Source organism: Gloeocapsa sp. PCC 7428, from assembly GCF_000317555.1.
Taxonomy (GTDB): Bacteria; Cyanobacteriota; Cyanobacteriia; order Cyanobacteriales; family Chroococcidiopsidaceae; genus Chroogloeocystis.
In genome coordinates this window covers 1-26,227 of sequence record NC_019746.1, presented here as the reverse complement: position 1 = coordinate 26,227, position 26,227 = coordinate 1, and the positions used below count along the sequence as shown (strand labels likewise).

Below are 26,227 nucleotides of genomic sequence, written 5' to 3'. Positions count from 1 at the left end.
GAGAACGCAGAGGAGGAAGTTGGGGAGGGATTTTTGGTTAGAATTCTATTTCTTCGCGGTCTTCTGAGGTTTGGTGGGTTTTGTTTTCGATGCGGTTGGCTAGTTCGGTAATAGTAGGGGCTTCAAATAAGTCGATGACTGTTAGTTCGATGTTGAAGGTTTGGAGGATTTGGCTAATCATTTTTGTTGCTAGTAATGAGTGTCCTCCGAGTTCAAAGAAGTCGTCTTCGATTCCTACTGTTTCTTTTTCGAGGACTTTGCAGAAGATTTCGGCGAGTTGTGTTTGTGTTTGGGTTTTTGGAGGAATGAATTTTTGATCTGGGTTGTTGGAAGTGTTGGGTGGTGGAAGTGCCGATATATTAATTTTGCCGTTGGGTGTGAGTGGTAGGGTGTCAAGGACAATGAAAGCGGAAGGGATCGTGTATTCGGGGAGTTTTTCTTTGAGGAATCGGCGGAGTTCGATTGTGGAAACTGATTCGGTGACAACGTAAGCGACTAAGCGTCTATCTCCTGGTACGTCTTCTCGTACAATGACAACGCTTGCTTGTACGCCAGGATATTGGTTTAGTAGTGTTTCGATTTCTCCTACTTCAATGCGAAAACCACGAATTTTTACTTGATCGTCGATTCGCCCAAATAATTTGATGCTACCGTCGGGTAAATAACACGCTAAGTCACCAGTTTTGTAAAGACGGCTGTTTGGGGAAAGACAATCTTTTTCCTTTCTAAAAGGATTGGGAATGAATTTTTCGGCAGTTAAGTCGGGTCGATGCAGATAGCCACGCGCTAAACCAATTCCACTGATATGCAGTTCACCTAAAACGCCGATGGGTACTGGTTGTAAATGCGAATCTAGAACGTAAAGTTGTTTGTTGGCGCTGGGGCGGAGTGTTGCTTGTAAAGGATAACCGTTGCCACATTCTACCATGCTGGCGTTGACTGTTACCTCGGTTGGTCCGTAGGCATTGATAAACTTTCGCCCTTGTGACCATCGTCGCATTAATTCGGGTGAGGGTGCTTCACCACCAACTAATACCATCTGTAGCGCGGGTAATTCTTCGACGGGTAGTGTGGCTAAGGCGGAAGGTGTGATTGTGATGTGGGTGACGGCTTGTTCGCGGAGTAGATGTAGTAGGGGATAGCCTGGATACAAGTCTTCGCGTGATGCTAAGCAAAGTTTTGCACCACAGCCTAGTGACATCACGATTTCTGGAATGGAAGCATCGAAGCTAAAGGAGAAAAACTGAAGGACGCAGCTATCGGGGTGAACGTTGCAAACGCGGATTTTGTCTTCGGTTAAATTGACGAGTCCTTGATGAGTAACTAGTACTCCTTTGGGAACTCCTGTCGAACCGGAAGTGTAGATCAAGTACGCGAGGTTTGTCGTATCAACATTGCTGGTTGGGTTTTGGTCGCTGAAATCGGCGATCGCTTCCCAATCTTTATCGAGATCGATTACAGTAATTGCATCTGGTTTTTGCGTAATCGTTTCTGACTTTTGGATTAATACCGCAACTTGCGCGTCTTGGAGCATAAACGCTAATCTTTCTTGGGGATAGGCAGGATCGAGGGGAACATACGCACCTCCTGCTTTCATCACAGCCAACATCGCAACGATCATTTCTGGCGATCGCTCAATACAAATTGCGACTCTAGTTTCTGGACTAATGCCTAGTTTTTGGAGATAGTGTGCGAGTTGATTGCTGCGGCAATTCAATTCGCGATAAGTTATTTGCTCATTGCGGTAAATTAAGGCGATGCTATCGGGATTCTCGACTTGTGCTTCAAATAATTGATGAAAACATAAATCATCAGCGTACGGAGTTTGCGTCTGATTCCATTCAACTAAAATTTGCTGGCGTTCATCAGGGGTGAGTAAAGGTAACTCGCTGATTCTTTGTGTGGGTTGATGTGCAATTCCTGCTAGCAATGTCTGAAAATGTTCAGCGATCGCATTGATTGTCGTAGCTGCGAATAAGTCGCGGTTGTATTCAAAACCTCCAACTAAACCATCGGGGGTTTCGTACATATCGAGGCTTAAATCTAATTTGGCAGATGCGGTGACTTGCGGAATCGAACTTAAAGTTAGTCCAGGAATTTCTAATTTTTCGGTTGGCGCATTTTCTAGGCGGAATTTAACTTGAAATAGCGGATTGTAGCTTAAATCGCGTTCGGGTTGCAGTTCTTCGACTAACTTCTCAAATGGTAAATCTTGACGATCATAAGCATCCCACGTGACTTGACGAATTTGCTGCAATACTTCTAAAAAAGTGGGATTACCAGATAAATTGGTTTTTAGTACCAAAGTATTGACAAATAAGCCAATTAATGGTTCTAGTTCCGTCCGGTTGCGGTTAGCGATTGGACTACCAACAACAATTTCGGATTGTCCGGTGTAACGATAAAGTAAAATCTTAAATGCTGCGAGCAAGGCAACAAACAGCGTTACATCGGCGGTAAGCGCGATCGCTTTAAGTTTCTCAGTAAGATCCGATCCTAATTTAAACGAAATCGACGCACCGTCAAACGACTGGACGCGCGATCGCGGCAATGTCGGTAATTGTAATGGTAATATTCCACTGAGTTGTTTTCGCCAATACGCAAGCTGCGATTCTAACACCTTGCCTTGTAACCATTCGCGTTGCCATACCGCAAAGTCAGCATACTGAATCTGCAATGGTAGTAACGGTGACGATTGTCCTTGCGAAAACGCGGTGTATAGCGTTGCTAATTCGTGGATGAGAACATCAATCGACCAGCCGTCGGCAATGATATGATGCAGTGTTAATAAAATAACGTGTTCTGTGGCATCGAGTTGAAGTAAATGCACGCGCAACAGCATGTCTGTTTCTAAATCAAACGGTATTTGTGCCGCATCGATTGCTTGTTGTTGAATTTGAGTTTGTTGTTCGGCTGGAGATAGTCCACAAAGATTGATCTGGTTGATCGCCAAGGTGCGACTCGATGCGATCGCCTGCGTTGGTTGTCCGTCAATAGTTTTAAAATTAGTCCGCAGGATTTCATGGCGATCGATAATTGCATTGAAGACTTGCGTTAATACTTGAATATCGAGCGATCCTGTGAGGCGAACTGCGCAGGGAATATGATAAGTTGAACTACCTGGTTGCAGTTGTTCGAGAAACCATAACCTAGATTGGGCAAAAGATAAAGGAATATTCGCTGAACGTGAAGTGCGCGGAATTGCGTTAGGAATTGGATTTGCAGCGGATTGCGCTTGATTGAGAATTGCGATAATTTCTACTTTACGCGCTTGGAGTTGGCTACTGAGTTCCGGCGTCAATACTTCTTCTGGAGCGCTACACCGCAGCCGCACTTGCGTAGGATCGGTGCGATCTAGCCACAGGTTGACACCGAGACTGTAGAGGTGCGCCAGTAACTGATCTATCTTCATAATTCAATCTCCCTGCGTCCTTTCGTTGTCACTGGCGTTTGTAGCTGGTTAATCGTCATTTGTAGGGTTTGGATGTATTCAGCTAAAGCGGCGATTGTGGTTTTTTCAAACAAACTGCGTAACGGTAACTCTAATTGAAATGATGTACGCAACCGCGAATTAATCCGAGTTGCGAGTAAAGAGTTACCCCCAAGTTCAAAAAAATTGTCATATACTCCTACTTGTTCGAGTTGCAAAACTTCTTGCCAAATTGCGGCGATCGCATTTTCTGTATCATTACGTGGTAAAACATCGCTACGCGCTTCTAGTTTGATTTCATCGATTGCCAACGCCCGCCGATCCAATTTGCCGTTAGGTGTTAGCGGTAATGATTCCCTAAAAACAAAGCTTGTAGGAATCATATAAGGTGGCAGTTTTGTTTCTAAAAAAGTGCGAATTTCAGCAGATGCTACATCAGAATTAAGAGTCGGAACAACATAAGCAACTAAATATTCATCCTTGACAACGACAACACTTGTTTGGACTTTTGAGTGCTGCATCAACACTGCTTCAATTTCACCAAGTTCGATGCGAAAACCCCGTAGTTTGACTTGACGATCAATTCGTCCTAAAAATTCGATGTTACCGTCTTTTAAGTAACGCGCGCGATCGCCTGTTTTATAAATTCGACTTTCTATCGAAGCAATTCCCTTATCTCTAAAAGGATTAGGAATAAATTTTTCAGCAGTTAACTCAGGTAAATTCAAATAACCGCGTGCTAAATTATCGCCTGCAAGATACAACTCTCCAGCAACTCCAATTGGAACTTGACGTTGATGCGAATTCAATATATAAGTTTGAGTGTTAGCGATTGGACGACCGATTGGAACTGAATTAGTATTAAGTGATGGCGTACACTCAAAATAAGTGACATCAATTGCTGCTTCAGTAGGACCATAAAGGTTGTGAAGTTCAGCATCAAAAACAGTAAAAAAGTGATTTTGTAACTCAATACTCAAAGCTTCGCCGCTACAAAAGACACATTTAAGCGAAGGACAATTTAATTCAGGTTCTTCCAAAAAAGCTTGCAACATTGAGGGAACAAAGTGAATCGTTGTAATTTGTTCTTTAGCAATCACATCTGCAAGATATTGACTATCTTGATGTCCCCCTGGTTTAGCTACGACTAAACACGCGCCATTTAACAGCGTCCAAAAGAATTCCCAGACAGAAACATCAAAACCAAAAGGAGTTTTTTGTAAAACGCGATCGCTTGTGGTAAGTTGATAGCGATCTTGCATCCAACACAACCGATTGACCAAGCTACGATGCGTGTTGATGACACCTTTAGGTTTCCCCGTCGAACCGGATGTGTAAATCACATAAATACTATTATCTGAATCAAACCTTCCAAAGTTCCCCAAACTTGGGGAATTTAGGTGGCTTAACATTGATGCTGGCGCATCACCATCCTTAACATCTACCGCGATGCCGGTTGCTGAATTTTGAATAATAATTTCAACTTGCGCATCTGCTAAAATCAAATCTAGGCGTTCTTGCGGTAATTGTGGGTCAAGGGGAACATATGCACCGCCAGCTTTGAGAACCGCAAGGATTGCAACAACCATTTCTACTGATCGTTCTAAGCAAACACCGACTAAAACTTCGGCGCAAACTCCTAAATCTTGCAATTGCGTGGCTAGCTGATTGACTTGAGAATTGAGTTCGCGATAAGTTAGGTGTGCCTCATTAAAAATAAGCGCAATCGCATCGGGTGTCTTTTCAACTTGCGCGACAAATAATTCATGAATGCATTGCTGTGTAGGATATTCAATAGCAGTCGAATTCCAGCTTCCCAATAGCTGTTGTTCATGCAAAGTCAGGATTGGTAAGTCTCCCAAACGCTGTTGGGGATTTGCGGCGATACCTTCGAGCAATACCTGAAAGTTTGCGAGAAAACGCGCGATCGCATCGCTAAACCTACTGCGATCAAATTTTAGCTTGATTGTTAATTCTTCACCCGCAGAGACAACCAATGTTAACGGGAAACTCGTCCATTCGTGCGTGTTGACACTTTCAATTTGCAATCCGGCACTCGAATGCAGTGATGTCGCATCGACCGGATAGTTTTCATAAACTAAAATACACTCAAACAACGCTGCGCCTTTAGGAATTTCACTCGCGGTTTGGATATCGAGTAACGGCGTAAATTGATATTGCGAAATCGCGGCTACTTGCGCGAGTTGCAATTTTTGTAGCCAGGGAATCAGGAATTCTTGGTCAGGAACTTGTACTCTCACAGGTATAGTATTGATAAACAGTCCTACCATCGATTCCACGTGACTCAATTCAGGTGGACGACCGGAAGTTGTTGCCCCAAAAACGATATCATCGGTGTCGCAATAACGACTCAACAGAATTGCCAAAGCGCCCTGTAACAAGGTGTTGAATGTGAATTGATGGTGTTGACTGAGTTGCTTAAGTTGCTTGGTAGTGCTTGCACTCAAAGATATTTGTTGTTCTTCCCACTCGTGTGCGTAAGGTTGAGATTGCGGAATTGCTAAGCGGAAACTTCCGTGCGGAGGTTCCCTCCGTTGAGGAAAGTTTCCAAGACAGGAATTTGGTGTCGTAAACCCCTCAAGTCGTTTTTCCCAAAACGCTTGCGCGGCGGATGCATCTTGTTGCTGCAACCAGTGAATATAATCTGCGTAAGGACGACGGTAAACCTTGGGAATATCACTACCCGCTTCTAAGGCATGATAAACATCAAACACTTCTTTGAGAATCAGTCCTGCTGACCAACCATCGAGAATCAAATGATGCTGTGTCCAAATTAATAGGTAACGAGTCGCATCAAGCTGAATCAGCGTCAATCGAAACAGCGGCGGTGTTTTCAAGTCAAAGCCGTGCTGGCGGTCTTGTAAGAGAAATGCTTCTAACTTGTGTTGTGCATATTCTTCACGCCAATCGTATTGCTGCCAAGGTAACTCTACATCGCGATAAACAACTTGAAACGGTTGGTCGCGACGTTCCCAACGAAACGCGGTACGTAAACTCGCATTGTTCTGTAAAACTGTTTGCCAAGCCCCAGCAAAAGAATTGATATTTGTCAAGTTATCGATTGTTAAACAAACCTGCGGCACATACACGCCAACTTCAGGTGTTAGCAGGCTATGAAACAAAATACCTTGCTGCATCGGCGAAAGAGGATAGATATCTTCAATATCTTTTTTCATCATTGTTCTCCCCCTATAAATCCGCCTTTCGTCAAGTTCTGCTTGCGTTAAATCCATCTGCGGAAAATCAGAAGGCGTGTAACCTCCGGCATCGGGCGATGTGCAGTAGTCGATAAGTTTGCGCAATTTGATTAAATATTGTTGAGCCACATTAGCAATTGTTTGCGGATGATGAACGGCGCTACTATACTCCCAATCAAGCCGCAATTGTCCAGCGGCGACGATCGCATTGATTTCTATGAGAACATCGCGTTTTCCGCGCTGACTGCGAACCGCGCCTGGAGATTCTACCGCAGGTGTTAATAAAGATGATGCCAAAACCTGGTCAACTTGACCAAGGTAATTAAACCTGACTTGCGCCGAGGGTATTTCGTGTAATTGCGATTTTAGATACCGCAGAATGCCGTAACTGATACCGCGATCGGGAATTTGGCGTAATTGTTCTTTGATACTTTTTAATGCCGTATCTAGGTCATCTGATTCGAGACTTAACCAGATAGGGAATAGCGTTGTAAACCAACCAACGGTACGCGATACATCGATATCTGCAAATAAATCTTCGCGTCCGTGTCCTTCCAACTCTACAAGTAACCCCTGCTGCTGTGTCCATGCGGTAAATGCTTGCACTAATGCGGTTAACAACACATCATTAATTTGAGTTTGGTACGCGGTGGGGACTTTGTGCAGTAATGCTTGCGTTTCGGCGACATCCAATGCGATCGCATACGTTTGCGTTTGTGCTACTGTATTTTCACCGTCAGGATTGTCTACAGGTAAAATTGTCTGCGGCAGATTCTGCCAATACGCTAACGCTGGCTGAAGTGATGACTCGGCATACGTTTGTAACGCTTCTGCCCAGTGTTTAAAAGATGTTGTTTTAGGCGGAAGTTGAATCGCTTCCCCAACTTGAAGTTGCTGGAGTGCGGTTTGTAAATCGGTGAGCAAAATTCGCCACGACACGCCGTCGATTGCCAAATGATGAACAATAAATAAAACGCGATGCGGCTGACGATTACCCAGATAAAAGAAGGCAACGCGCACCAATCCATTAGCTAAATCAAGACTCGTTTGCAGTTGTGATGCTGTTGATGTAATTGTTGATTCTTGCTGTTGTGGTGGCAGACTTGATAAATCAATGTAAAGAAGGGGAATTGTGTCTTCCACACCAGCAACGGTTTGTTGCCATGCAGATGTATGATGAAACCGCAACCGCAAGGCATCGTGGTGCGTTAACAAATAACGGATGCTATGGGCAAAAGCTGCAAATGTAACTAATGCATCGAGTTGCAGTAAAATCGACTGATTCCAATGATGCAAATCGACGAAATTTTGGGCAAAAAACCAATGTTGAATCGGGGTGAGTGGAACTTTTCCTGTCACTGGGCTTTGTTGGGCAACAACCGTCGTAGTTTTAGCAACGACGGCGAGTTCAGCAATTGTTTGATACTGAAAGATTTGCTTGGGTGATAGTTGTAACCCCGCTGCTTTAGCTTTGGCAATGAGTTGAATTGCTAAAATTGAATCGCCACCCAGGGCAAAGAAATTATCGTTGACACTCACCGTATCAATTCCCAGCAACTGACCCCAAATTTCGGTAAGGATTTGTTCTTGTGGAGATTGCGGTGAAACAACTTGGCGGTCTTCTTCGGTAGAATCCAATTCAAGTAAAGCCCGACGGTCGATTTTGCCGTTGGGTGTTAACGGTATCGCTGCCAACTGCCGAATTCTTGGCGGAATCATGTAATCGGGTAGCTGCTGGCGGAGAAACTGACGCAATTGCTGCAAGTCGATTTCAAAGTTTAAAACAACGTAAGCCACCAAGCTTGATTGATTTTGAATCGCAACCGCTTGCTGAACCACAGGATGCTGACTTAAGGCGGTTTCAATTTCTCCTAATTCGATGCGGAAGCCGCGAACTTTAACTTGATCGTCAAAGCGTCCTAGATACTCGATATTACCATCCGCGAGATAACGGACGCGATCGCCAGTTTTATATAAGCGATGAGATTTTGAATTGTTAAAGGGGTTTGGAATAAATTTTTCCGCCGTGAGTTCGGGTCGATTGAGATAACCCCGCGCTAAGCCTGCACCACCGAGGTATAATTCACCAGGAACGCCAACGGGAACCGGTTGCAGATAGCGATCTAGGATATATGTTTGCGTATGTGCGATCGCCTGTCCAATCGGAGGATTCTTTGGCGACTGTGACTCAACGATTGCATAAGTTGAATACGTTGTATCTTCGGTAGGACCATAAAGATTCAGAATTCTTTTTAGGTGCGAATGTTGCTGAAGTTGCTTGACAAGATTGCGTTGTAATGCTTCCCCTGCCAGATTAATCGTCTGCACTGATTGCGGAACTGCATTCGTTGTTGAAAGTTGGGCAATAGCACTAGGGACAGTATTAATCAGCGTTACTGCGTCTTTAGCCGCTAAATCGGGTAATTGCAGCGCATTCTCTGCCAAAAGCACTTTGCCACCGCCGCACAAAGGCACAAAGATCTCAAAGATCGATAAATCAAAGCAAATCGACGTAGAGGCGAGAACTCCAGCAATTTCTTCAGTGCTGAAAACATCATGCGCCCAGTTTACGAGTGTAGTGGCATTGCGATGCGCGATCGCAACTCCCTTTGGTTGACCTGTAGACCCTGACGTGTAAATCACATAAGCAAGGTTTTCTAAATCAATTTCAACATCAAGGTTTGCGGTACTTTCTTGAGTAATAATTTCCCAGTCGGTATCAAAGTTAACAATTCTTATAGCGCGATCGCAATTTCGGCGTTGCTGAGTTGAAGGATGATTCGTCTTACTAGCCCTCGAATTTTGGGAGGAACCATTCTTCTCAAAGTCCCCCAAAGTTGGGGAGCCACTGCGTTGCGAAGCCTGTTGCGTGCGGGGGTTTCCCCCGTTGAGCAAACTGGCGTGGGGTGTCCCCCGTTGAAGCAAGTGGCGTGGATTTAGGGGGCTTATATTAATTTGCCCCGTCGTTTGAATTAATACACTTACCTGCGCATCTTCCAGCATATAATTCAACCGCGCTTGCGGATACGCAAGATCAAGCGGAACATACGCGGCACCAGCTTTGAGAATACCAAGTATACCAACAACTAATTCCGCAGAACGTTCCAGACAAATCCCCACCCGTGTTTCTGGTTTAACTCCAAGTCTGCGTAAATACTGCGCAAGTTGATTAGCGCGATCATTCAATTCTTGATACGTAATCTGCGTTGATTGAGATACTAAAGCGATCGCATCAGGATTTGCTCGAACTTGGACTTCAAACAATTGATGAATACAAAAGCTTTCTACATCTAGTTTGACATTTTGAGGGTTTTGTGATATAAAAATTTGATATTCAGACTCAGTTAATAAAGGTAATTGCGCAATTTGTTGTTGCGGACATTGAGCGATCGCAGCCAATAAAGTTTGCCAATGCCCAACCATGCGTTCAATCGTGGTGTGTGCAAATAAATCTTGGCTGTACTCAAAATTCCCAACTAAACCATCGCTAGTTTCACTCATCGAGAGCGTCAGGTCAAATTTAGCAGTTGCGTTATCGGTATCAATCAAACTCCAGTTTAAGCCTTCGATTGCCAGCGTTTGGGCTGCGGGTTGCAACAAAAACATCACTTGAAACAGTGGATTATAACTGAGCGATCGGGGAATCTGCAATTCATCGATCAGTTGCTCAAAAGGTAAATCTTGATGCGTGTAAGCGCCCAATGCAACTTGTTTGACTCGTTGCAACAGTTTCGCAAAGCTGGGATTACCTGATAAATCGGTACGGAGGGCGAGAGTATTTGCAAAAAAGCCGATTAATCCTTCAACTTGGGGATAATGACGATTAGCGATCGCTGTACCCACAATGATATCTTCACAATCGCTATACCGATACAGCAACACCTGAAACGCCGCGATCAACGTCATAAACAACGTACATCCAGCTTTTTGACTCAGACGCTTGAGCGCGAGTGATAGTTCTTGTGACAGTTGAAATCGACACTTACCGCCACGTCCCGTTTGCACCGGAGGACGCGGATAATCGGTAGGAAGTTCGAGTAAAGCATTAGCACCTTGCAATTGTTGTCGCCAGTAATTCAGTTGCGTTTGTTGGACATTTTGCAACCACTGACGTTGCCAAGCGGCAAAGTCTGCGTATTGAATCGGTAATGGTAACAACCTAGGCGGAGTGTCGTGACGATACGCTTGATACAAATGCACGATTTCCCTCACCAAAACTCCCATTGACCAAGCATCAGCAGCAATGTGATGTAGCGTTAATAAGAGTGCATGAGATTGGTCTAGTCGTAATAACTTTACTCGCAGCAATGGCGGCTGGTCTAATTTAAAAGGTTGCTGCGCTTCTTGTTCAATAATTTTTCTCGCTTGAATTGCTTGAGTCGATGCGGGTAGAGCGCTTAAATCTAAAAGTGGAAATTCGAGCGTCGTTGATGATATTTGTACAATAGGTTGCCCCTCAATTGTGCGTACAGCCGTACGTAAAACTTCGTGACGCGCCAGCACTTCATTCAAACTTCGCTGAAGAATTGCAATATCTAATTCACCATCGATTTGTAAAGCAGCAAAAATATTATAAAAAGCACTTTCAGGATGGAGTTGCGATAAAAACCATTGCCGTTGTTGCGCAAACGAAAGCACAATTTCTTGACGATCAACCCGCGTAATTTCTACTAGCGGTGATGCTGATTTAGTTGTCGCAATTTCTAAAGCTAATTCCGCAATTGTTGGTGTTTCAAATAAACGGCGTAATGGCAATTCAATCCCAAACATTCGGCGAACCTGCGAGATAACACGAGTTGCTAACAGCGAATGTCCGCCTAATTCAAAGAAATTATCTTCAATGCCAACTTGTGCTAATTCCAGCGTTTCCGCCCAAATTTCTGCCAAAATTTCTTCGATGGGATTGCGCGGCGCAATGTATTGATTTGGTTGGAGTTGTACTTCCGCACTTGGTAGCGCCCGACGATCTATCTTACCGTTAGGTGTTAGCGGTAATTTATCGAGCGTGACATACGCCGCCGGTATCATATGCGCAGGCAACTTAGTTTGCAAAAACTGCCGCAGTTCAAAATGTGCTACAGGTGATTGGAAAACAATATACGCAATCAATCGCGGATCAGTTTGGCGATTGTCCAACACGACAATGGCTTGCTGAACATCAGGATGCTGGTTCAACACTGCTGCAATTTCATCCAACTCAATCCGAAATCCGCGTAGCTTAACCTGATAATCCACCCGCCCTAAATGTTCGAGTGTGCCATCAACACGATAACGTACCAAATCCCCCGTTTTATAAAGACGGTTTTCTGTGGAAGAAATCGCATCCTTTCTAAAAGGATTAGGAATAAATCTTTCAGCCGTCAACTCCAGTCGATTTAAATAACCTTGCGCAACTCCCACACTGCCAATATATAATTCCCCTGGTACGCCAATCGGCACAGGTTGTAAGTAGCCATCAAGTACATAAAACTGCGTATTCGCCAGCGGCTTACCAATCGGAATCACCTCAAGATTCAGGTCATCAAGTTTATCCCCTCGCCCCTTTACACAATGGATACTCGACCAAATTGTCGTTTCAGTAGGTCCATATACATTCCATACTTGAGTTGTGCGCGCCTGTAGTTGCTTTGCTAAACGCGGCATCAGTGCTTCGCCACCGCTGATAATTTGCGTGAGGTGTGAATTTCCTTGCCAACCGCTATCAATCAATAAATTCCAAGTAGCTGGTGTTGATTGCATCACGGTTGCTTGCGTGTTGGCGAGACACTGTTGTAGTTGCCCGCCATCTGTTGCTGTGTCTCGACTCGCAATCACAACCCGCGCACCGATAAGCAGTGGTAGATATAATTCGAGTGCGGCAATATCAAAGACGACGGTTGTTGTCGCGACTAAGACATCATTCGGGGTTATTTGCAGATATTCTTGTATACTTTGCAACAAGTTAACTAAGGATTTATGCAGAATTTGCACGCCTTTGGGTTTACCTGTGGAACCGGAGGTGTAGATCGTGTATGCGGGGTTTTCGGCACTGATTTGGGGAGGATTAGCGCGGCTATATTTGGTGAATTGCGTCCAATCGTCTAAGTAAACATTGGTACGTGACTGAATCAGCGATCGTGCAGTTTGAATTAAAACTTCTACTGCTGCATCTTCGAGCATAAATGTCAAGCGATCGCGCGGATGCGATGGATCGAGCGGGATGTATGTTGCTCCAGCTTTGAGGATTCCGAGCAATCCAATGAGTAAATTGATACTACGTTTAACGCAAATGCCGATGCGATCGCCTCTTACCCCGATTGCTTGTAAGTGATGTGCCAGTTGATTCGCGCGCGCATTTAATTCGCGATACGTTATCTGTTCTGATTCAAAGACAGCCGCAATGGCATCTGGTGTTTTCTCGGCTTGCGCGGCGAATAACTCGTGAACGCACTGTGACGAAAACTCACAACTTGTATCATTCCATTGCGATAACAGGCGTTGTTCGGCTGATGTTAATAGCGGTAATTCACCGATACGCTGTTCTGGATGGGCAACGATTCCAGCTAAAAGCGTTTGCCAGTTGCCGATAATCCGGTCAACGGTGGTAGCACTAAATAAATCTGTATTGTACTCAAAGATACCCCGCAAGCCGGATGCGGTTTCATACATATCCAGACTGAGATCAAAGCGGGCAGTTTGCTGTTCGGGTTCTAAGTAGCTTAACGATAAATTTGATACCTTTACTTCTTGTGTCGGTGTGTTGTGTAAAATAAACATTACCTGAAACAGCGGGTTGTAGCCCAAATTACGTTCAGGTTGTAGTTGTTCGACTAAATACTCGTATGGTAGATCTTGGTGCGCGTAAGCACCTAGTGTTATCTCGCGAACTTGTTGCAAGAAAGCGTGAAATTGTGGATTACCAGCTAAATTAGTACGAAAAACAAGATTGTTAACAAATAAACCAATCAAATGCGTAATTTCACTGCGGTTACGATTGGCGATTGTGGAACCCACAAGAACATCATTCTGCTGTGTGTAGCGATGCAGTAAAATCTTGAATGCTGCCAACAAAAGCATGAACAAAGTTACGCCTTGACGCTGACTTAAATTTTTGAGTGCGGTTGATAATTCAGCATCAAGCGAAAACGATCGCCTTGCACCGCGAAAGCTTTGTACCGCTGGGCGCGGATAGTCGGTTGGTAATTCTAAAAGTGGTGGATAATCAGCTAATTGTGCTTGCCAATACGCAAGTTGCGAAGATTTTTCGGGGCTATTTAACCAATTTTGTTGCCATGCAGCGTAATCAACATATTGAATGGGCAATTCCGGCAACTGTGCAGCGTATCCTTGATATATGGTCGTTAATTCACGTACAAATAACCGCATCGACCAATAATCGGCAATGATGTGATGCATTGTAAACAGCAGCACATACTCGCATTCACTCAGTTGCAGCAGTGTGGCGCGCAGTAAGGGAGGTTTGGTTAAATCAAATGATGCTTGGGCGGCTTGCTGGCATCTGATTTTGACTTGTTGCTGTTGGCGCGTCGGTGGTAGCGATCGCAAATCAATTAATGGTATTGATATCGTTACCAGATGAATTTCGACAAACGGTTCGCCATTAATTGCAACAAAACGCGATCGCAATATTTCATGACGTTGAATCAAATGATTCAAACTTGCTTCTAACGCCGCGATATCAAGCGAACCTGTTAAATGCAACGCGGTGGGAATGTTGTAAGCAGGCGATCCTGGCTGTAACTGATCCAAGAACCACAACCGTCGTTGCGCAAACGATAACAGAAAACGTTGCGGTTGATGAGCTTTTTGCAGCAATTTTGCGAGTAACTGGCGCTTTTGTTCGGAGGATGCTGAAGTCATAAATCAACCTCCTCTGCAATCATTTGTGCAAGCATTGCCTCAACATCTTGATCCGACATTTGTTCAACGTTCGGTATTAGTTCGATACTGCGCGCTAGCTTGGGGATTGTCTTAGCTGGTTTAACGTGTTGTTGTTGAATTTGCGCTTGCGCAGCAATTGTCGGTGCTTCAAAGAAAGCGCGAATCGTTAATTCCATCCCTAAGTGGCGCATTTGGGTAATCACTTGCGTCGCTGAAAGCGAGTTACCACCTAACTCAAAGAAATCGTCGTGAATGCCAATCTTTTCGACATTAAGCGCATTTTGCCAGATTGTGGCGATCGCTTGCTCGACTTCAGTTCGGGGTACAACGTAATCTTGTGATGTTGCAGTTAATTGTGGTACAGGTAAAGCCCGACGGTCGATCTTGCCATTTGCAGTTAAAGGAAGGCTATCTAACAATACATACTGCGACGGAATCATATAATCAGGAAGCTTTTGCTGAAGATACTGTCGCAATCTTTCGGGAATCGATCGCGTTGGTGGGGTTTCCCGACTTGTAGCAAGTGTCCGGTGTGGTGACGCGACTGACCAATGCTGCTGCCAACTTGGTTCAATTTTGCCACCAACGAAACTGTGTAACAGCATTTGACTCGGTGTTAAATCAAAATACTGTTCGATACTTGCAAATTCCAACGTCCCAATCGGACACAAACCAATATCATAATCGGGGGCAGTCTCCATCAGCAGTTGACTGATATATCCCGCTTCGAGTAAGCAAAAATCTCTAGCCTTGTCGCCATAAACTGGGGTAATTGCCGCAAGTTCGGCAATCAGAAACAGCGAAAATGCAGATTCAGCAAAAATTGATTGATTACTGTCATAAATTTGCTCTATTATTTTCGCTTCAGCAGCAAGTAAAATTAAACGATGCGATCGCGGATCGTAGTAGTAAACGCCTGCGGATAATCCAGCGATGCGATTCTCTTTAACATATAAGTATGTTTGCACTGGATAAAGGCTACCTGCTGAAGCATAGCGATATTTCGGTAACGGCGCACCTTCGATTTGTGTTTGTGCTAAGCTACTCATCCACTGGCTAAATTGTGCTAAATCGAGTGGTTGCTGTAAAAATTGACGATAACTTTGTCGTCGGATTTGAGCGTTGTTTACAGTTGGTTGCGGTAGTTCAATGCTAGGAAGTGCTTCAAGATTGCGAATTCCGCGCTGTTGTAATTTAAAATCACTGCGTTGTTCTACCTGTGGCACAACGTAAGCTACAAGTCGTTGCGGTTCGCCTACTGCTGTCACAACGGCGGCTTGAATTGCTGGATGCTGTGCAAGACTAGCTTCAATTTCGCCTAATTCGATGCGGTAGCCGTTAATCTTGACTTGAAAATCGGCTCTTCCTAAAAATTCAATCGCCCCATTTGGTAGATATCGCCCTAAATCGCCCGTTTTATACAATCGTTCGCCAGTTTGGGGATGCGTGATAAAACTTTCATCGGTTTTTTCGCGATCGCCCCAATATCCTTTTGCTAATCCCACCCCGCCAATATAAAGTTCTCCCGTTACCCAAGTGGGACAGCGATCGCGAGTTTGATTTAGTACATAAATTTGTTGATTTGTCAATGGGTAGCCGTAGGGAATACTTTTCCAATCAGGATCGACGAATTGAATCGGGTAAAAGATTGACCAAATCGAAGCTTCCGTCGCACCACCCAAACTGATAATTTCTGCACGTTCAAACGATAACCAAATTTGTTGCGGTAAATTCAACGGTATCCAATCACCACTCAGCAACACCAAGCGCAGGTTATTTGTCGTTTTTGGCTGCGAATGAATCAACAATTGCATCAACGCGGGAACTGAATTCCAAATTGTAATTGGATAGCGCTGCATCAACTCTGCCCAGTGCGCGGGATCTTTTGCCAAATCTGCATCAGGAATCATCAGCGTCGCCCCCGCAGCCAACGTCCCGAAGATGTCGTATACCGACAAGTCAAACGTCAGTGAAGATAGTCCTAAAACCCAATCTTGCTCTGTAACGCCAAAGCGCTGGTTAATGTCTAAAATTGTGTTCACTGCACCTTGATGATCGATGGCGACACCTTTCGGCACTCCGGTAGAACCTGATGTGTAAATGACATAGGCAAGATCTGTAGGATTTGCCCCCCTAGCCCCGTGAACAAAGGTTTTTTCCTTATCTTCTCCCCCAGAATTGGGGGAGAGTGAGAGGGGACGTGGGGAACCTAACCTTTCTAAGTCCCCCACTAGTGGGGGATTTAGGGGGCTGAACACTTCAACCGCACCAACACAAATTCGCGTAACATCCACGTCTGCAAACGCAGAATCTAACCAAGGTTGCGTCACAACGTATTTTACTTGTGCTTGTTGCAACAATTGCAAAGCGCGATCGCACGGATGTGGATCAATTGGTACATACGCCGCCCCAGCAGTTAAAATTCCTAAAACCGCAACGACTTGTTCCCAGCCTTTATCCATCACCACCGCAACAAGTTGATTTGGTTCAACACCCAACTGCTGTAACTTTGCCGCCAAATTGTAAACGCGATCGCTTAGCTGTTGATAAGTTAGATTTAACGTGGAAGTAACTACTGCTTGTTTATGCGGATTTTGGGTAACTTGCGCGAAGAATAGTGTATGTAGTGGAGATTCAGAAAGAATTGTCGCCGCAGGGGTGTCAACTGTAAAAGGTAATAATTGTGTTGGTGCTTGCCAATCGGCGGTAGTTGCTAAATCTTCTAAAAGGCGCGAGTAGGCGGCAAACATTTCGTCGAGTAAGCCGTCGGGGAATAATTCGGCGATCGCATCCCAGTTGTATACTAAAGTTCCATCGACTTCGGCAACTTGATGATCGAGATAGACTTGCGAAGTTTGACTGAGACTATAAACAACGTCGGCTTGCCAAGAGTGATGAGAATTTGTGTTTGAGGCAGTTTGCGTGAGAATACTTGTAAACACAACTGGCATTAACGCCCCAGTTTGACGCTGTTGCAGGCGGGCTAAGTCGCGTAATACTTGCACCCCACTTACATGACGATGCTCTAAATCTTCCCACAACTGTGCTTGAATTTTTTGTGCTTTGGCGATAAATGTACTTTGCTCGCTATTATCAATTGCGAGTAGCAGCGATGATGTAAAGTCTCCCACCAATTGATTCACTTGGGGATGCAACGGTAGACGATTAAACAGCGTCAAATTCAATGTAAATTGAGGACTACTCCACCGCGTCAAGATTTCTGTAAAAGCAGCCAAGAGAATTCCAGAGGGCGTGATATTGTGCTGACTTGCTTGCTGTTTTAATTTTTGCCACAATTCAGATGCGAGTGTGCCACTCCACCGCACAAAACGGGGAGTCTCTACCGCTGCTAAAGTCTTTTGTAAAGGTAATTGTGGCGATGGTGGTAGCGTAGATAAACGGTTTTGCCAATAATCACGCGATCGCTGATACGTTTCAGAATTGCGGATTTTTATTGCTACTAAAATATAATCGCGGAAAGATATGTCTAAAGGTGGTAGCGATTTTGATTGCATCAATGCAACAAATTCTTGCCCCAACACTTGCAAACTCGCCGCATCGCCAATCAACACATCAAAGCTGACAAAAAACCGAATCTTGTTGTCATCCAACAACACAGCTTGGATGTCAAACAACGGATACGTATCCGTCGCAAAAATTTGATGCGAAAGGCGATTCCGTAAATTGGTTAACGTTGCGGTAGCTTCTGCGGTTGGTTTGTCACGCAAATCCCAAGTTTTGATTTCGTAGGGTGAAACTTCGGGTAAGATGCGCTGTTGTCCATCAGGTTGAATAACGACTCGCAGCATATCATGACGTGCGATCAATTGCTGCCACGCTTTCTCGACTTGTGTAACACTCAGCCCAATGGTTTCAACTTCCCGATAGCCATGCGTCGCTACATTTCCTAATGCAAATGCTTCGTTACGTCCAATCCAATATGCTTGCTGAATATCTGTGAGCGGAAAAGGTTGGTAACGGTTTACTAAATCAGGTGTTAATTTAATTGTAGGTGCCTGTCTCGTAGTTGTTTGCTCAATTTTGCTCGCTAATTCAGCAACCGTAGGATTTTCAAATAAATAACGTAACGGTAAATCAACCGAAAAAGTTTCATTAATAACAGCAATAATTTTAATTGCTAACAGCGAATGTCCGCCTAATTCAAAGTAATTATCATGCAATCCTACAGTTACATCAAGTTCACTTTGCCAAATTTGCACAATAATCTTTTCAACTTTCGTTCGCGGCGCAACATAATTTGTCGTAATAGATATATTTTCCCCTTCTGGTAACGAAGAGCGATCAACTTTACCATTAGGCAAACGCGGTAACTTCTCCAATTCAATCACAACTGAAGGTATCATGTAATTCGGTAACTTTTGAGCTAAAAATTCCCGCAATGCGGTGGCTGTAAAATCAGAATTTGGCACAACATAAGCAACTAATCGTTGATCGCCACCGTGTTCTGAAACACTAATTACACCTTCTTTTACTGTCGAACATTGACTTAAAACCGCTTCAATCTCTCCAATTTCAATGCGGTAGCCGCGAATTTTGACTTGTTGATCTAATCGCCCGATAAACTCCAAATTGCCATCAGGACGATACCGAACTAAATCCCCAGTTTTATAAAGGCGATTAAATTTTGAATGATTAAAAGGATTAGGGATAAATTTCTCTGCGGTCAATTCTGGTCGATTAAAATAACCTTGGGCAAGTCCTGCACCAGCAATATACAATTCCCCTGGAACACCAAACGGAACAAGCTGTAAATATTTATCAAGGACGTATACTTGCGTATTAGCAATCGGGCAACCAATATGAATAGTGTCAGTTATACACGCAAACGTAGAATATGTTGTGTCTTCCGATGGACCATAAAGATTATAAATTTGTTGAATGTGCGGAAGTTGCCGCAATTGTTCTACCAAACTGTATGGCAGTGCTTCTCCTGCTAAATTAACAGTATGAACCGATATTGGAATTGCATTAATTTTAGATAACTGCGCAAGCGCACTGGGTACAGTATTAATCAGCGTTACCGTATCAGGTGCTACCTGCGGTAATTCCAATATATTTTCTACTAAAACCACTTTTTTGCCCCAACTCAGCGGGACAAAAATTTCAAAAATCGAAAGATCAAAACAAATCGAAGTCGCAGCCAATACCCCAGCAAGCGCTTCAGATGTAAAAACCTCATTAGCCCAACGCAATAACGCCACTGTACTACGATGTGCGATCGCTACACCCTTCGGCTTCCCCGTCGAACCCGACGTATAAATCAAATAAGCCAACTCAAGGTTGCAAATTCCTAAATCCAAATCCTCCGCACTGCATTCAGCAATCAAACTCCAGTCCCCATCCAAATCGATTTCAGTGGGAATATGGCTATTAAAAGTTAAATCTGTATTGTGAATCAACACAGAAACATCTGCATCGTCAACAATAAAATCCAACCGCGCCTGTGGATAAACAGGATCTAAAGGAACACAAGCCGCACCAACCTTCAAAACAGCAAGTATCGCAACGATTAACTGCGAAGTTCGGGGTAAATAAACACCAACTCTCCCCTTTACCCCCAAGCTGTGTAGATAATGCGCTAATTGATTTGCCCGCGCATTCAACTCGCGATACGTAATATACTCATGACGATCTATTAATGCGATCGCATCAGGAGTTTGGCGAACTTGCGCTTCAAGCAAGTGATGAATACACAAGTCATCGTCATCGAGTTGTATCAGATGCGGTTGTAATAACAATTGTTCTTTCGGTGTTAATAGCGGTAATTCCCAAAGTTGAGCGTCAGGATTATCAACAATACCTTGCAACAAAATTTGGAAATGCTCCACCAACCGCGCAATCGTTGCTTCATCGAATAAATCAGTGCTGTATTCTACCTGTCCATTAATACATTCGCCATCTTGTAAATTTAGCCGTAGCTCATACTTCACTGTTTGCTCAGCAAGCGACAAACGTTCCACTGTTAAACCTTGTAATTCCAGTGGTTTCACCGCAGCTAGTTGCAAGTCAAACTTTACCTGAAACAACGGCATCATTTGACTCAAATTGCGGTCTGGATTGAGAATTTCAACTAATTTTTCAAATGGTAAATCTTGATGTGCGATCGCATCTACCACAACTTGCTGTACGCGCCTTAGCAATTGTCGAAACGTCAAATCCCCGACTTGCGTCCGCAATACCACAGTATTCACCAATAACCCGATTAATCCTGCGGTTTCGGGGCGATCGCGGTTAGCAATATCCGTCCCTACGGCGATATCATCCTGCTGCGTATAGCGGTGCAGCAACACTTTAAACGCTGCCAACAGTACCGTAAACAACGTCGTTCCTGCTTTGGCTGCAAGCGATCGCAATTCTTTCGACAATGTTGTTGATAATACCAACGGGTACTGCGCGCCCTGATACGTTGGATTCGCTGGTCGCGGACGGTCACAAGGCAACTCCAACAACGGCATTTTTTGTAATTGCGCCTGCCAATACGCCGCCTGCGTCGCCAACACATCGCCTTGGAGATACTGACGTTGCCAAATTGCCCAATCAGCATACTGAATCGGCAATTCTGCTAGCGGTGAAGATTGACGATCGCAAAACGCATTGTAAAGCGTCGAAAGTTCGCTTAAAAAAACGCCAATTGACCAGCGGTCAGATATGATATGATGTGTGGCTATCACTAAAATGTGGTCATCTTCGTGCAATCGCAGCAAACGCACTCGTAAAAGCGACTGAGTTAAATCAAATGGGCGATCGCAAATATCTGATATTAACTGTACCTCCGGCGACGCATTCCCGTGCAAATCAATTACCTGTAAATCAAACTGAGGCGCAGCAACTACCTGAATCGGTTGTTTCACAGCATTTGTAACGAAACTCGTCCGCAACGTTTCGTGTCGAGCCACAATTTCGCGCAATGCTTGCTCCAACGCTGCAATCTTCAATTCACCTTTCAAGCGAAGCGCACTCGCCACATTATACGCACTGCTTAGAGGCTCAAATTGCTGAATAAACCACAAACGTTGTTGTGCAAAAGACAACGGCAATTCATCATCATTCTTTCGCCGAGAAATTTGCGGTTGCACCAACTTAACTCCCCGCTGTTGCAGCCGACGCTCAAATAAAAGCCGCTGTTGTGGAGAAAGTTTCGCAAGTTGTTGGTAGATATTATTCATCAGTAAGAGTAAGCAATGGTCAGGGAAGAAAAGAGTAATGGATGAGGAGCAAGGAGTGAGTTAAGTTTAAATTTAGTTCTTTACTAACCCCTAAATCCTCGCTCCTACTCCCTCGCATTGAGTTGCTGCTCAATTTCTGCTGGTGATAAACTTTGAATCTCCGCCAAAAGATCAGCCATTTGCTGCGGTTGCTGACCCGCAATCACTTCCGCAATTTTAGCAACCGTCGGCGCTTCAAATAGCAAACTCCGTATCGGTAACTCTACCTGAAAAGTAGTTCGCAGTCGTGCGATCACTTGAATTGCTAACAAAGAATGTCCTCCTAACTCAAAAAAATTATCATTAATTCCTATTTCAATTCCTAGTAATTCTTGCCAAATAGCAGCCACCGCCTGCTCAATTTCATTACGCGGTGCGATGTATTGGCTTGACAAATTCGGTCTATTGTGGTTGTTGTTTTCAACTTGCGACTCACGTTCGCGAACAGAAATTGACTGCTCAATTTTCGCGGCTAATGGCGATTTAGAAACCACAACTTGCACAGCATCGATTGCGAGAATTTGTTGGGTTGCTTGCCAAACCTCCGATGAAGTTAATGCGCGGGATGATTCTATTGACTCAGCTTCGTCATAAGCATCCCAATTGACACTCAGCCAAGGATACGATGTTCGACGAGATTGGTGCTGGGCAAAAGCATCAATAAATGTATTCGCAGCTGCATACGCACCCAAACCAAAACCACCAATAATTGCTGACAGCGAAGATTGCAACAAACAAAAATCAAGGTTTTTGTCCTGCAATACTTTTTGCAACACGCAAAGTCCAGCGACTTTGGTACGAAAGTTATACTCGCATTCGTTTTGCCCAAGTTCCGCGATCGGGGCAGCAGAATACTGATTACTCATCGGTGTAGAATAAAACACACCATGAATTTCACCAAACTGCGCTTCTACTTGCGCGATCGCACGTTGCATCTGCGACTCATCCGTAATATCTACTGTTACGGGGAAATACTCCGCACCCATTGCAGTTAAGGTATCGACCCAAGACGTGGGGATATCATCACTGACAATCGCTAATTTCGCTGGCATTTTAGCAAGATATTCTGCAAAAACGCGACCCAATCCCTGCGTGACATCTCCGACAATCAAGTAATGACCAAAAGATCGCAGTTGAATTGCGTTGGTTTCTTCAACGAGTTGATACTTTTGTCGCCAACGATGCTGACCTCGATAGGCTACTGCAAAATCGGTAGGTGGAGTGATTAATTCGGTTAACACCCCAATGAGTTGCGATCGCGGTAACATGACATCAATATGGCGACACGCGATTTGGGAATATTCTTGATTAATCACTTTAGCGAGTCCTAACACCGTTGCGGTTGTAGGATGCAATTCTTCTTCGCCAAGAATATCGTACACGCCGTTTGTTACAAGTGTAATTTCGACCGTCGTCGATGATGCGATCGCTTGGGTAAGAAATAGCAAGCTGTAAAAACTACAATAGTCGGTGCGATCGAGACTCCAGAAATGCACGACACGATCAAAATTTAGTTCGCGCGAGTGCAAATCTTCAACTAAAGTCGTATAGTCTTGCCGATTTTCAGGATTAATACTAAAACAACGATAGTCTAACTCTCCAAATTGAGCGCCAGCAACAACCGTAATGACATCATGACCTGCACTTGCTAATTGTTGAGCAATACTATTACCCAATCCCTCAGCATCGATAAATATCAGCCAGCACGATTTTTCGACGGTGTTAAGATCTACAGATGCAATCGTGCGATCGCGTTGCCAGAAAGGAACGTATAACCAATTGCGATCATTGATTACTGAATCCGGCTGAGGTTCAATCCAGTAGCGCTGGCGTTCAAACGGATATGTTGGTAAAGCGATACGTTTACGCCGTTCATGCCAGAAATTATCCCAGTTGATGCCAACTCCAGATAACCAAAGTTTACCAATGGCATTGAGCAAAAAGGCAATATCCGAGTCATTCGCTTGCGGATGTCGGAGTGTGGAAATGGGACGATGCGTTGCTGCTAATGTACTAAGCGTATTTCCTGGTCCAACTTCGAGTAAAATTCGGGGTTGTTGGGTTAAAGTTGTTATCCCTGCGTCGAATTGTACAGTTTCGCGTAGATGCTTGCCCCAGTATGCAAGATCTGTGGCTTGCTCGTTCGTTATCCAAGTGCCAGTGACATTAGAAATATACGGAATTTTTGGTGGATTAAGTTTTACCGATTTCATCACCTCAATAAACTCCGCTTGCACAGGCGACATCATCGGAGAATGAAAAGCGTGCGAAGTATGTAATCGTCCATAGCTGATACCCGCATCTGATAAACGTTGTTCTAACTGTGCGATCGCGGTAGGATTTCCCGATACGACACACAAGTTCGGCGCATTACTCGCAGCTAACGCAATCTCTGCACTTAACCAAGGCTGAATCTGCTTTGCTGACAAAAACACCGACAGCATACTCCCCGTCGGTTGCTGTTGCATCAATCGTCCTCGGATTGCAACCAATTTCAAAGCATCTTCTAAAGAAAACACTTCGGCAAGAGTTGCGGCGACATATTCGCCAATACTATGTCCGATCATCGCTTCAGGGCGAATTCCCCAATTCATCAACGACTGCGCTAGCGCGTACTCAATCATAAATAGCGCCGGTTGCGCGTAAGCAGTATCGTTTAAATTGGTACTTGATTGCACCAAATCCCACAAATTGATTCCAAGATGTGGTGCTAGGAGTTCGCAGCAGCGATCGATGTGCGATCGAAATACAGCTTCAGCATACAATTCGCGCCCCATGCCAACGTATTGGCTTCCTTGCCCAGGAAACATGAAAGTAATTGCTGGAGTTCCGTGTTGAGGTACTGTTGCTTCTGCATACGCAGACACTTCGCTTGCTTCTTCTAAACTTGAACAAACGCAAAAACGGCGATATGCAAATGCTTGACGACCAACTTGGAGTGTATAAGCCACATCCGCTAAATTCACATCTGGATGCTGTCGGAGATGATTAACCAAATTTGCAGTCGCAGTCTCTAAAGCCGAATGAGTCTTAGCAGAAACAACTAACAATTGATACTTCCCCTGCACCTCTGCTCTCCGGTGGTTTAAACCACCGGCTATACCCACGCCAGTTGCTACAACGGAGGAAACCTCCGCAACGCACTGGCTCCCCTGCCCCTCTTCAGGTGCTTCCTCAAGAATAATGTGCGCGTTTGTGCCACCAATTCCAAAGGAACTCACGCCAGCGCGACGCGGGAATGAATGCGCGTGCCATTCCGACAGCGTTGTATTCACTTCAAAAGGGCGATCAGGAGGAATTTGGGAGTTAAATTGCTCAAAGTGCAGGCTGGGAGGAATTTGTTTGTGTTTTAGTACGAGTACGGTTTTGATGAAACTCGCAATACCTGCGGCGGTGTCTAAGTGTCCGATATTAGTTTTCACCGAACCAATTTTACAGTGCTGGCTATTAGCGCCAAAAACTTGTGTCAATGCCGCAATCTCAATCGGATCGCCTAATGCTGTACCCGTACCATGCGCTTCAATATAGCTGATTGTTTCTGGTTCTACTTCTGCCATCGTTAAGGCAGCACGAATTACACTGGCTTGGGCATCGATACTCGGAGCGGTATAACTTACTTTGGACGCACCATCGTTATTAATCGCCGAACCTTTGATCAGTGCATAAATCGAGTCACCATCAGCTACAGCATCTTCGAGACGCTTGAGAACAACGATTCCTAACCCACTTCCGGCGACGGTTCCTTGCGCTTTAGCATCGAAAGCCCGACAATGACCATCGGGTGAGTAAATGCCGCCTTCTTGATATAAATATCCTTTTGGTTGAGAAATTGCCACACCACCAGCTAATGCCATGTCGCACTCACCGCTAAGCAAGCTTTGACAGGCGATGTGAACCGCAACTAACGATGTTGAACACGCGGTTTGAATGTCAACGCTGGGACCTGTTAAATTCAGTTTGTACGATACTCGTGTCGTTAGAAAATCTTTATCGCTGGCTAAAAACAGTTGATAGTTATCGAGTAGGCGACTTTGAGGATTTGTGTAGAGATTGAACGAATAGCTATTGATCGCGCTACCTGCATAAACAGCGACCGCACCGTGATATCTTTGCGGATCGTAGCCCGCTGTTTCTAAGGCTTCCCACGCACACTCTAAAAATAAGCGCTGTTGTGGGTCGAGAATTTCTGCTTCTCTTGGATTAAAGCCAAAAAAATCTGCATCAAACAAGTCAATATTGGGTAATACGGCTTCGGCTTTCACGTACTGGGGATGCTGCAAATCGGTTTGAGGTACACCTTGTTGTCGCAAAAATTCATCGGTTAACGGATGAATTGATTCAACTCCATTTTTGAGATTCTGCCAAAACTGATCGACACTCTCCGCATCTGGAAAGCGTCCTGCCATCCCGATAACCGCAACTTCTAGTCCATTCGTGGTCATACACCCTGATTTAAACTTATTGCAAGTTTT

4 protein-coding genes are annotated in these 26,227 nt (G+C 44.5%); all 4 read right to left on the bottom strand.

Annotated elements, in window-relative coordinates:
* Positions 1-37 precede the first annotated feature (37 nt).
* The gene (locus GLO7428_RS23955; RefSeq protein WP_015191174.1) at positions 38-3,412 is read right to left on the bottom strand and encodes a non-ribosomal peptide synthetase; all 3,375 of its coding nucleotides are present in this window, start codon (positions 3,410-3,412) and stop codon (positions 38-40) included.
* The gene (locus GLO7428_RS26290; protein WP_015191173.1) at positions 3,409-14,508 is read right to left on the bottom strand and encodes a non-ribosomal peptide synthetase; all 11,100 of its coding nucleotides are present in this window, start codon (positions 14,506-14,508) and stop codon (positions 3,409-3,411) included. The genes GLO7428_RS23955 and GLO7428_RS26290 overlap by 4 nt, the downstream gene beginning before the upstream one ends.
* Positions 14,505-21,716, bottom strand: coding sequence for a non-ribosomal peptide synthetase (locus GLO7428_RS23945; RefSeq protein WP_015191172.1), 7,212 nt, complete (start codon positions 21,714-21,716; stop codon positions 14,505-14,507). Before GLO7428_RS23945 ends, GLO7428_RS26290 begins: the two co-directional genes overlap by 4 nt.
* 104 nt (positions 21,717-21,820) lie before the next feature.
* The gene (locus GLO7428_RS23940) at positions 21,821-26,197 is read right to left on the bottom strand and encodes a type I polyketide synthase (protein ID WP_015191171.1); all 4,377 of its coding nucleotides are present in this window, start codon (positions 26,195-26,197) and stop codon (positions 21,821-21,823) included.
* Positions 26,198-26,227: the final 30 nt, after the last annotated feature.